This window comes from Glutamicibacter sp. BW80 (assembly GCF_002332385.1).
In the GTDB taxonomy this organism is placed as follows: domain Bacteria; phylum Actinomycetota; class Actinomycetes; order Actinomycetales; family Micrococcaceae; genus Glutamicibacter.
On the sequence record NZ_NRGV01000039.1, the window covers coordinates 85,986 to 96,441 of the forward strand.

The 10,456-nt window shown below is 59.2% G+C and carries 9 protein-coding genes; 5 read left to right on the plus strand and 4 right to left on the minus strand.

Translation table 11 applies throughout. The annotated features are described in order from the left end of the window. Positions 1-44: 44 nt before the first annotated feature. Positions 45-602, minus strand: a complete 558-nt coding sequence (locus CIK76_RS12015; RefSeq protein ID WP_096286767.1) for a DUF1697 domain-containing protein — start codon at positions 600-602, stop codon at positions 45-47. 75 nt (positions 603-677) lie between these two features. Here CIK76_RS12015 and CIK76_RS12020 point away from each other — a divergent pair, with 75 nt between their 5' ends. Then, entirely contained in the window at positions 678-2,630 is a 1,953-nt protein-coding gene (locus tag CIK76_RS12020) for a prolyl oligopeptidase family serine peptidase (RefSeq protein WP_096286769.1), read from the plus strand. On the opposite strand, the gene CIK76_RS12025 is transcribed toward CIK76_RS12020, so the two are convergent. Further along, a complete protein-coding gene (locus CIK76_RS12025) occupies positions 2,627-3,022 on the minus strand; it encodes an RNA-binding S4 domain-containing protein (protein ID WP_096286771.1) in 396 nt (131 codons plus the stop codon). The genes CIK76_RS12020 and CIK76_RS12025 overlap by 4 nt on opposite strands. Positions 3,023-3,049: 27 nt before the next feature. After that, positions 3,050-3,406, minus strand: coding sequence for a hypothetical protein (locus CIK76_RS12030; RefSeq protein WP_096286773.1), 357 nt, complete (start codon positions 3,404-3,406; stop codon positions 3,050-3,052). 114 nt (positions 3,407-3,520) lie between these two features. On the opposite strand from CIK76_RS12030, the gene CIK76_RS12035 reads away from it, so the two are divergent. The 3 genes from CIK76_RS12035 (at position 3,521) to CIK76_RS12045 (ending at position 7,339) form a co-directional block, all read left to right on the plus strand. Next, positions 3,521-5,872, plus strand: coding sequence for a Tex family protein (locus CIK76_RS12035; protein ID WP_255248449.1), 2,352 nt, complete (start codon positions 3,521-3,523; stop codon positions 5,870-5,872). Between the two features lie 147 nt (positions 5,873-6,019). Then, on the plus strand, positions 6,020-6,523 hold the full coding sequence (locus CIK76_RS12040; RefSeq protein WP_096286777.1) for a ferritin: 504 nt from the start codon (positions 6,020-6,022) through the stop codon (positions 6,521-6,523). A gap of 204 nt (positions 6,524-6,727) precedes the next feature. Continuing rightward, a complete protein-coding gene (locus tag CIK76_RS12045; RefSeq protein WP_096286779.1) occupies positions 6,728-7,339 on the plus strand; it encodes an SH3 domain-containing protein in 612 nt (203 codons plus the stop codon). On the opposite strand, the gene CIK76_RS12050 is transcribed toward CIK76_RS12045, so the two are convergent. Then, entirely contained in the window at positions 7,336-7,866 is a 531-nt protein-coding gene (locus tag CIK76_RS12050) for a response regulator transcription factor (protein WP_176484193.1), read from the minus strand. The genes CIK76_RS12045 and CIK76_RS12050 overlap by 4 nt on opposite strands. Before the next feature lie 648 nt (positions 7,867-8,514). Between CIK76_RS12050 and CIK76_RS12055 the strand changes: the two genes are divergently transcribed. After that, positions 8,515-10,456: choice-of-anchor G family protein (locus CIK76_RS12055; protein WP_141393545.1), on the plus strand; the 1,942-nt coding region annotated here is incomplete at its 3' end.

A 10,456-nucleotide genomic window follows, 5' to 3' on the forward strand; every position in this document is an offset into this window, starting at 1 on the left:
TAGTGGCCCTCAGCGAGTTGGAGTGGAAGCAGATGCAGAGCTTATTATTCTCCGAGTTCCTGCGCGCGAATAATCGTGGAAAGTTTTACTAAGGTATTCAGGTTGCGCGTGGTGATAATCCGCTGGCGCGCCTGCGCGGTGACAAGCTTCGAAACCGGGGTTTCAAGGCTTTGGCCCTTTGGGCTGATCCAGCACAAGCTCCTGGCGCGCACCGCCACCACCGTAGCATCGGCGAGTTGGGCCGCCGCGGCATATAGTTCCTGGGCATCGCGCTCACTGGCGCACAGGGTCAGGTAGCGGTGGAACTCGGCAGCTGCCGCGGGCACCGGCACCGGGAAGTCGGCGGCGAGTTCATGGACTTCGGCGGCGCTGAAAGCCAGCGCCGGAATGGGGCGGCCGTAGTAGTCGGCCAGCAATTGCTCGCAGTGCGCACGCAGCTCGGGCGCCGCGCCGTGCGGCGCGTCGAGGATTGCATTGCCGCTGGCGAGCACGGTTTTAACCGGGCCGTAGCCGGCCTCGCCGAGCAGTGTCGCGAGATCTTTCATCAAAACTTTGACGCCGCCGACGTTAACCCCGCGCAAGAACAATACGAACTTTGCCATGGCTCCATCCAAGCGCACCGAGTTAGCGCTTGTCGAGGGTCGTTCCTGGCCCGAAATATGACTAGGATCGAACACATGCTTCAGCACATGCCCTTTGGTTCCTGGCCCTCGACCATCTCAGCTGCGCAAGTAGCGGCTGGCACTAAACCGCTCGGCGGCGCCTGCTTCTTCGGAGACAAGCTGATCGTGCAGGAAGGCCTGCCCGCCGAGGGCGGACGGGTGACCCTTGTCGAGTATGGGCGCAGCGCTGCCGCGGCGGGGCGTCAGCTGATCGCGGCACCGTATAACGTGCGCTCGCGGGTGCATGAGTACGGGGGTGCCAGCTGGCTGCTGCTCGAAGGGGCGGTCCCCGCGGTGGTCTTTGCAAACTTCGAAGACCAGCGCGTCTACCTGAAAGTGCTGGCCAATGAAGAGCCGGTGGCGCTGACCCCGCCAAGCATGATCGACGGCGATCAGGCACTGCGCTTCGCAGAATTCGTTCCGGGGCCGGCGGGCCAGGTGCTGGCAATTATGGAAGACCTGCGGGCCGAACCGGTGCGCCATATCGTGGAAATCCCGCTGGACGGCAGCGCCAGCGAAGATCTGGCGGCCATTCGACTGCTCAGCACCCCGGCGCGGTTTGTCGCCGGGCCGCGGCTGAGCCCGGATGCCACGCATCTGACCTGGATCAGCTGGGAACACCCGGATATGCCCTGGGATGCGACCGAACTCCACCTCGCCGAATACACCGAGCAGGGAACCTTGCGGGGCTCGGTGATCGCCGGAGGACCGGAGGTCTCGGTCATGCAGCCCGAATGGACCGACGATGACCGGCTGACCTTCATCTCGGATGCCTCGGGATGGTGGAATCCCTACACCTACCAGCTCAGTTCCGGGCGCACCGTGCGTTTGGTTGACCGTGCCGCAGAGTTCGCTGGTCCGCTGTGGCAGGTAGGCACCGGATGGTATCTGAACGAAAATCAGCAGACGCTGTTGTGTTCCTACGGAACGGGCACGACCAAGCTGGCACGGGTGCATACGATTACCGGGGGACTGGAAGACCTCGCCTTGCCCTTCACCCGGGTGCGTCCGCTCGCGTTGCAGGATGGGTGGCTGCTGGCCGGCACCTCTTCGCTGACCCAAGGCGAAGAGATCTCCTTGATCAACGTGGAGACCCTGGAGCACCGGTCGGTGACCCGGTCGATCGCCGAGCTGCCAGAGCCCGCCATGCTTCCGGAAGTCGAAGAATTCGAATGCGCCAACGCGGCCGGCCAGGCGGTCCACGCGTTGCTCTACAAGCCCCGCCAAGAAGGCTTTGCGGGAGCAGAAGGGGAACTGCCCCCGTATGTCACCTTCGTGCACGGCGGGCCAACCAGCCAAGCGGTCGCAACGCTGAGCGCCACCGTCGCCTACTACACCTCGCGGGGCATCGGTGTGGTGGACGTGAACTATGGTGGCTCCACCGGTTATGGCCGGGACTATCGAAACCGGCTCCGTGGCGCGTGGGGTGTAGTCGACGTGGCGGACACCGTGGCGGTGATCAAGGCGCTCATCGCCCGGGGACTTGCCGATCCGGCAAGGATCGGCATCGAAGGCGGCAGCGCCGGCGGCTGGACGGTGCTGTGCGCGCTGACCTTCTCCGAGGTCTTCACCGCCGGCATCAGCCGGTACGGCGTCTCGGACCTGGTGGGTTTGGTGCAGGATACCCACGACTTCGAATCCCAGTACATGTTCTCCTTGGTCGGTCCCTACCCGGAAGCGGCAGAGCTGTACGAAAAGCGTGCGCCTATCAACCATGTGGAGAAGATTTCCTGCCCGGTGCTGCTCCTCCAGGGCGATGAGGACAAGGTGGTCCCGCCGGCTCAATCACAGGTGGTGGCCGACGCGTTGGCCAAGCGGGGGATTCCGCACGCCTACATCCTGTTTGCCGGAGAACAGCATGGCTTCCGCAAGTCGGTAAATATCATCAAGGCGCTAGAAAGCTCGCTGTCGTTCTATGCACAGATCTTCGACTTCGCGGTGGACGTGCCAGCGATCGAGCTGACTTAGTCTTCGGGTCCCTGCCAGGAGGTGCGCAAGCGATCAATTTCGCGGCGGTCCTTCTTGGTGGGGCGCCCGGTACCCCGGTCGCGGATCGGGACCTGCGGGATGACGACCTTCTCGCGGGGCGGGGTGTGGTCCAGATAGCATTTGACGGCTACCGGCGCGCCGACGCGCTTAGAAATGAGCCCGGTGACCTCAAGGTCCCGGTCCCAGCCGTCCTTACGGACCCGGATGCGGTCCCCGGGAACGACGATCTGCGATGCCTTGACCGGATCCCCATTGAGCCGAACATGACCGGCGCGGCAGGCGGTGGTTGCCGCCGAGCGAGTCTTATACATGCGCACCGCCCAGAGCCAGGCGTCAAGACGGACCTTACCGCCGGTGGGAATTTCGACCATAGGTCAAAAGTCTAGATCACCGTGGGATTAGTTGTTGTTTGCGTTGGCATCATCGCAGGCCTGCACCAGGCGATCTTGCAGTGCTTGCGGCGCCTGGTCTCCCGAACTTGCCAGTTCCTTGAGCACATCGACTATTGGCTGCGGCAAACCGCCGCCTTCAACCGAACCGATGATGGAACTGAGCACACGCAGCTCTCCGGCATCTATGCTGCCATCCTGGACCGGCGCACAGGCCTGGCGGACCATCTCCGTGGCGGCAGCGTCGGTGAGCTGCGTGGCAGCCGACGTGGCGGTGTCTTCCAGCACGGAACAACCAGCGGTCACCATGATGAGCGACGATACTGCGAGTATCGCGGCTGACTTTCGAATTGCTACATTCCCCATAGCTAGCAAGTCTAGCGTCCAAGTTTTAGGATCTGCTGGGTGTGAACCGAGTTGATCATCTGAAGATTAAGCTCTTTGGGGCACAATGGTTCGGTGAGTAGCACAGAGCAGAAGATCATTGAACAGCTGGCAGCCGAACTATCTGGAAACTCCAAAGTCGCGGTCTGGCAGGTCAAAGCGGCCGTGGAACTTTTGGACTCGGGGTCAACGGTTCCCTTTATCGCTAGGTACCGAAAAGAAGTCACCGGGATGCTCTCGGACACGCAGCTGCGTTTGCTCGAAGAACGCCTGCGGTACTTGCGAGAACTCGAAGAACGCCGCGTCACGGTACGCGAAGCCATCAGCGAAGCCGGAAAACTAACCGATCAGCTTGACGCCGCGATTTCGGCGGCTGCCACCAAGGCCGAGTTGGAAGACATCTACCTTCCGTTCAAGTCCAAGCGGCGGACCAAGGCGCAGATAGCTCGTGAAGCTGGGCTGGAACCGTTGGCGGATTTGCTGCTTGGCGATCCGAGCACCGATCCGCAGGTGGCCGCGGCCGCTTACCTCAACGTCGAAGCCGGCTTCGGCACCGAGCTGGATGTGCTTTCCGGTGCCCGTTCGATCGTGACCGAGCGGGTTTCCCAGGATGTCGCCTTGGCTTCCGAGCTTCGCGAGCGGCTGTGGAAGTCGGGCAAGATCGGGGCCAGCGCCGCGGCCGCCGCTACTGTTGAGGCGCAAGGTAAATACAAGGACTACCTCGACTATGTGGCGACCCTGGATTCGCTGCCTTCGCACCGAGTGCTGGCCTTGCTGCGCGGCGAACGCGACGGAGCGCTGAAACTGCAGTTCGCCGAGGCGGATCCGCGCGATGAGCAAGCGCTCGCCGCGGCGCGCACCGGTTACGAAAACGCCATCGCTTCCTCCCTCGGAATTTCCACCAGCCCCGATGCACCGGCCGCTAGCTGGCTGGCGCAGACCGTTCGTCTGGCATGGAAGGCCCGGCTGCTCACGCGATTTGAATCCGATCTGCGCGCTCGCCTCTTCGAAGCGGCCGAGGATGAATCGGTGAAGATTTTCGCGGCCAACCTGCGCGATGTGCTGCTGGCTGCGCCGGCGGGCAGCAAGGCAGTGCTCGGCCTCGACCCGGGTCTGCGCACCGGGGTGAAGGTCGCGGTAGTCGATCTCACCGGCAAGGTCGTAGATATAGCCACCATCTACCCGCATGCCCCGGCTAATCGGTGGGACGAGTCGGTGAAGACGCTGACCAGATTGGCGCAGAAGCACGGCACCTCGCTGATTGCCGTGGGCAACGGCACCGCGGGACGCGAAACCGATCGCCTGGCCGCAGAGGTCATCAAGGCACTGGGCGGCAAGGACCTGTCCAAGGTCATCGTGTCCGAGGCCGGAGCGTCCGTCTACTCTGCCTCCGAACTTGCCAGCCAGGAACTACCTGACCTGGACGTGTCGATCCGCGGCGCGGTGTCCATTGCCCGGCGCCTGCAGGATCCCTTGGCCGAGCTGGTCAAGATCGATCCGAAATCCATTGGTGTGGGCCAGTACCAGCACGATGTCGGGGCCACGAAACTGGACCGTGCCTTGGACGCTGTCGTTGAGGACTGCGTGAATGCGGTCGGCGTGGACGTAAATACCGCGTCCCCGGCGCTGCTTTCCCGCGTGGCGGGTGTAGGCCCCCTGCTCAGCAGGAATATCGTCGATCACCGCAACGCCAACGGGGCTTTTGCCACGCGCAAGGAGCTGCTGAAGGTGCCGCGCTTGGGCGCCAAGGCCTTCGAGCAGTGCGCCGGCTTCTTGCGTATCACCGGTGGCAAGGAACGCCTGGATGCCTCCTCGGTACATCCCGAAGCGTACGCGCTGGCCAATAAGCTGCAGCAGGCTGCCGAAAGCCAGGGACGGCGTTTAGAAGAGCTGAACCCCGCCGACTTCACCACCGAGCAGTTCGGCGAGCCGACGATACGGGATGTCATTGCAGAACTTCGCCGTCCGGCGCGTGACCCCCGCGGCGAATTCGTTACGGCCGCATTGCGTGAAGGCGTGGAAACACTTTCCGACGTCAAGCCGGGGATGATCATGGAGGGCACCGTGTCCAACGTGGCAGCCTTCGGCGCGTTCGTAGATTTGGGCGTGCACCAAGACGGACTGATCCATGTCTCGGCGATGAGCAACAAGTTCATCTCCGATCCGCGCGAAGTAGTCAGCTCGGGACAGATCGTCAAGGTGAAGGTCCTCGAAGTCGATGCGACGCGCAAGCGCATTTCGCTCACCTTGCGTTTGGACGACGAGCTGCCGGGCGAGAAAACGACGCCAGAACAGACAAAACCGCGCGGTCAGGGTGGGCTCCGGTCCAACGGCGGGCCAAGCAAGCGGGGCGAGCGTGGCCAGGAGGGGAATCGCAAGGCCGCACCGGCAGCCAACGCCAATACGGCCATGGCCGAAGCTCTGCGCCGCGCTGGGCTGGGGAAATAGGTAGGACCCAGGTGGTTGTTGCCCTTGCCTTTGTTAGCATCGGCTCAATTAACTACTGGTCAACGCTAAAGTGTGCGCTAATTACCCTCGTGATAAGTGTGTCCGAACTTCGGTGACAAGCAGGAAAATGAGTCGTAGTCTGTAGACATGGAACTTACAGGAAAATTGGCAGAGGCCTTCAACACTCAGTTAACTCTCGAATTGACAGCTGCGACCGTTTACCGTCAGCTGGCAGTGGAAATGGACGTTATGAGCCTTTCCGGCATTGCCGGTTGGTTCCGTGCGCAGGCGGCCGAAGAAGTAGTGCATGCGGAGAAGTTCATGACTCACATGACCGACCGTGATGCCCGCCCTAAGATCGGCGAACAGCCGGCACCGGTGATGAACGTCAAGACCGTTGTCGACGCTTTCACCGTTTCCCTGTCCCACGAGCGCAAGGTTTCCGAAGCAATCCGGGAACTCTACCGACTGGCACAGACCGAGGGCGACATCGATTCGATCCCGATGCTGAACTGGTTCATCGAGGAACAGGTCGAAGAAGAGGCCACCGTTTCCGAGATTCTGGACCGGCTCAAGCTCGTCGGAGACGACGGCAGCGGCATTCTGCGACTGGACCGCGAGCTCGGGGCACGTACGTCGGCAGGCGAATAAAACTTCAGGAAGATAAAAACTCTTCAAACATGAAATAAACTTAGGGAATCAGCTAATTGCTGGTTCTCTAAGTTTTTCTATATCGAGGTGGTTGTGAACCAATTGGGTTATCCGCATCCTTCGGCTCGGACGTCGTCACCGACGCATACGCACCGCACGACGGCAGAGCTGAAACTACGTAAGGGTGCCGGGCGACACTACCTTGTGCAGAGCAATCTGAGCTCGGGAACGGAACTTGCGCTCGTTGAAGTGCGCGGCTCCTGGGCGCACGTTTACGTTCACCGAATCTATGGGTGGCTGCCGAATATCTATCTTGAACCGATTCCGGCGGCCTTTGAAGAAAACGTTGAAGGCAATCCTGAAGTAGCTAGCGGTTCGCGGGTGCTTTCGCGCTATTCGCTGATCGAGGCAACTCATCTCACCACCGCGACTCTCAATCTGCGCCAGGGCAGCGGCACGGGATATCCGGTACTCAAAGTCGTCGAGCAGGCGAGCAAGGTGCGGATGGTGCTGCAACAGGGACTGTGGTCGCAAATCCAGTTTGGCCAACTGCTGGGCTGGGTCCCGAGCATGTATCTGCAGACCTTGCCGTCGCGTCCGGCCAAGGGCGGGCTCATCGCGGTTCCCAACCAACGGGCTCTGACGACCATTCAACTCAATGCCCGACGCGGACCTGGAGACCACCACTCTTTGGCGCGCATTTTGCAGGCCGACACCGCCGTGGTGATCGTGGCCCGCCAGGGTGCCTGGCGGCAGATCGACCGCGACGGTGAAGAAATGTGGATTCCAGCCAGCCAACTGCGGACCGTCTACTAAGCGGTCAGCAGATCCGCTGAGGTAATGAGCCCTGTCTCTGCTGCGATGACTGCCAGCTGAACTCGGTTCGAAACGCCGAACTCGTCCATGATCCGGGCCAAATGCAATTTCACCGACCCTTCGCTGATGTGCGTTGATCGCGAAATCTGGATGTTCGTCATACCTGACGCGACACCACGCACGAGTTGCCTGTCGCGATCACTCATTTTGTCAATGATTGCTTGATTCTGGGATCGCCTGGCGAATCGCAGCGGCTTCTCCCAACCTTCGGAGGGCTGGGCAAATAGTTGATAGCCGGCGGCGACCATGCGAAGCGCGCTGGGCAGCTCGGCGCTAATCGAATTCTTCGAAATCAGTCCGGAACTACCCGACTCGTAGGCCTTCGCGAGTTCCGCGCGCCCGTATGAATTGGCGAGCAGCACGACCTTCGTCGATGGTGCTTGGGACGTAATATCCTGGATGGCGAGATGGATATCGGTGCCGCTAAGTGAGTACTCAAGAATCACGATGTGCGGGGTAAAGCTCACGGCATTTTGCACTGCTTCATGCATCGAGTCCGAGATTTTCTCGATCGTAATGTCATTGGCCGATGCTAAAACAGCGGAAATCCCTGCGCGCTAAAAATGATCGCTATCGGCCAAATGGACTCGAATAGGGGGCAAGGGGCATCATCCTTATTCAGAAAATACTCAGGTTGAGGTGCAACAGATCGCCCCTTCATGTCCCCACATGAGTTCATCCATTGCTTGTAGTGTAATCCTATAGCCATGTGGCTAAAAAAACACTCCGACAGTCGGCTGTTAAGTCTCAAATCAGACACGGTTTTCACAATGGACCTCCACCTAAGCGGTGTCAATACCTAATTTTGATGAATTTCAATTGAAGTGTATATGTCAGCTACCGACGGGTAACCCATATCAGCTAGATTTTTTAGCCAAGTGGCCAAGATTAATAACCTGAATTAGCAAAGAATTAGCTGAAAGAAACCTGAGCGTGTGGGGTTGCTCGGCATAGGGTCAAGGATGGGTCACTTTTGCAGAAGTGCACTCGAAACATTCCGATTGAACGATTTGGCTTCTGATCCGACAGGAGAAAGAAGCATCGCAACTTGAGGATCAATTGGGGCTCGCTGCAAATCGGGCATCAGTGAAAGACTTTGTGGGAGGACACGAGTTTTGAAAGATACCAACAAGAAGCCGCGTTTCCGGCGTACGGCCACTTCTGGCCTAGCGTTTGGAACAACGACGGCTGTATTCGCTGCTTCGGCAGTACTTTGCGCAGCGCCGGCTAGTGCCTTCAGCGCTGACGATCCTTCGCAAGCTCAGGCTCATATTATTGACCTTGACTTGTCGACCTTAGACCTTGTGGGTTCGGGCTTCACTCAGCAGAGTTTCCCGGATGACGGCAATCCCGGTGCCGATCAGGGACAGCTGGATGTCGGTCTGCTTTCCGATGAGACGATTGATCTAGGTTCAGGCGTCCAGCTTCCGCTCTTGAAGAATGCAGAAGGCGTGGGCCTCATCGACCTGGGTGAACTCGGAGGATTGAGCAGCTACAGCCTTGCTGATACTGAGATTCATGCTCGCGCATCCTCTGGCGCAATTACCGACGGCGGTGCGATCGCAGTATCCCCGAACGCCGGTGTTGGAAACGATCCAGCGTACATCGATCTGACTGCACTGTTCGACCAGGCTGGAGTTGAAGGACTAACCGATCAGATCCTTGACGCTGCTCGTATCGAACTTGGTGCGCTGGCATCGGAAGCCGAAAGCACCAACGACGTGGTTACTAGCGATTACGTCATCGCGGGAGCCGAGCTGGAACTGAGCAGCCCTCTGGTGGGTACGCTTGGCACCACGTTGGGTGAAGTATTCCAGACCGCTGTAGACCCTGTGAGCGGGCTTGTTTCCACAGGCGGTGCGCTGGATTCGCTGCTGAATCAGATCGAAACTGCCGCGAATGCGATTCCGTTGGTCAACGTTAACAGTGCTCAGGTAACGATCGACGGGCTGGACACCGTTGGCCAGACTGTTGTTGACGAGCTAATCGCAACACCTATCGCGAACGATAGCGGTTCGATTTCTATCGATCTCGGAACCGGCGATGTTCACGTCGACCTGGCTAAGCTGATTGAAGAAAGCGGCCAGGATCTGAATAATTTCGATCCGAACACGCCTCTGATTGGTGAAGATGTAGCGAATGCTATCGCCAATGGAATCACCGAATCACTGTCGGGAATTACCACCAAGGCAACTTCCATCATCGAGTCGGTCTTGAATGACTTGAACGTGAAGGTCGAACTGAACATAACCGCAGGAGTATTCCCTCTTACGGCAACTGGCGGTGTACTGATCGAAGGAACGCTGGCCCAGTTCGCTGGAACCGAAGCGCCTGCACCGACGGCAGAAACTGAGCTTGATCTGCTTGGAATTATTGATATCGGCGACCTGCTGAACCCAATTACTGCTGCCGTTGCAGATGGTATTACCACTACCACTGGCCCATTGGTACAGGGCGTGCTCGATAACGTCGGCAATGGTCTTGGCGAGGTTGTAGACCCAGCTGTAAGCATAATCGCTGGTCAGCTGGAGCCAGTTCTGCGTGGGGTGCTTGATCGCGTAGTAACCATCACGATCAACGAGCAGCCAACCGCTGAACCGCTGCTCACCGATGGCGACTTGGGCGCTGACAGCTTTACCGTCCGTGCGCTGTCCGTAACTGTGCTGCCAGACGTTGCTGCAGGTGGCCTTGCCAACCTGTCGCTGGCGTCTTCAACAGTACAGTCTGCTGCTGAAGAAGCAGTTGTCGCACCAGTCGATATCCTGACTCCGACCGAGGGCGAAGAAGTTCCTGTTGGCCCCGTTGACGTAACGGGTACCGGCGAGCCTGGTTCCGAAGTAACTGTCTCAATTCCGGGACAGGCCGATCAGGTGACTACTGTTGATGCTGAAGATGGTACCTGGACTGTTACATTCCCTGACTTGCCAATTGACGACTATACAGCCACTGCAACTGACGAAAACGGATCAAATGACGCAGTGAACTTCAGCGTTGTTGGAGCCAACACCGATGTGAACACTGCGGATAATACCGAGGTGAACACCGACGCGAACACTG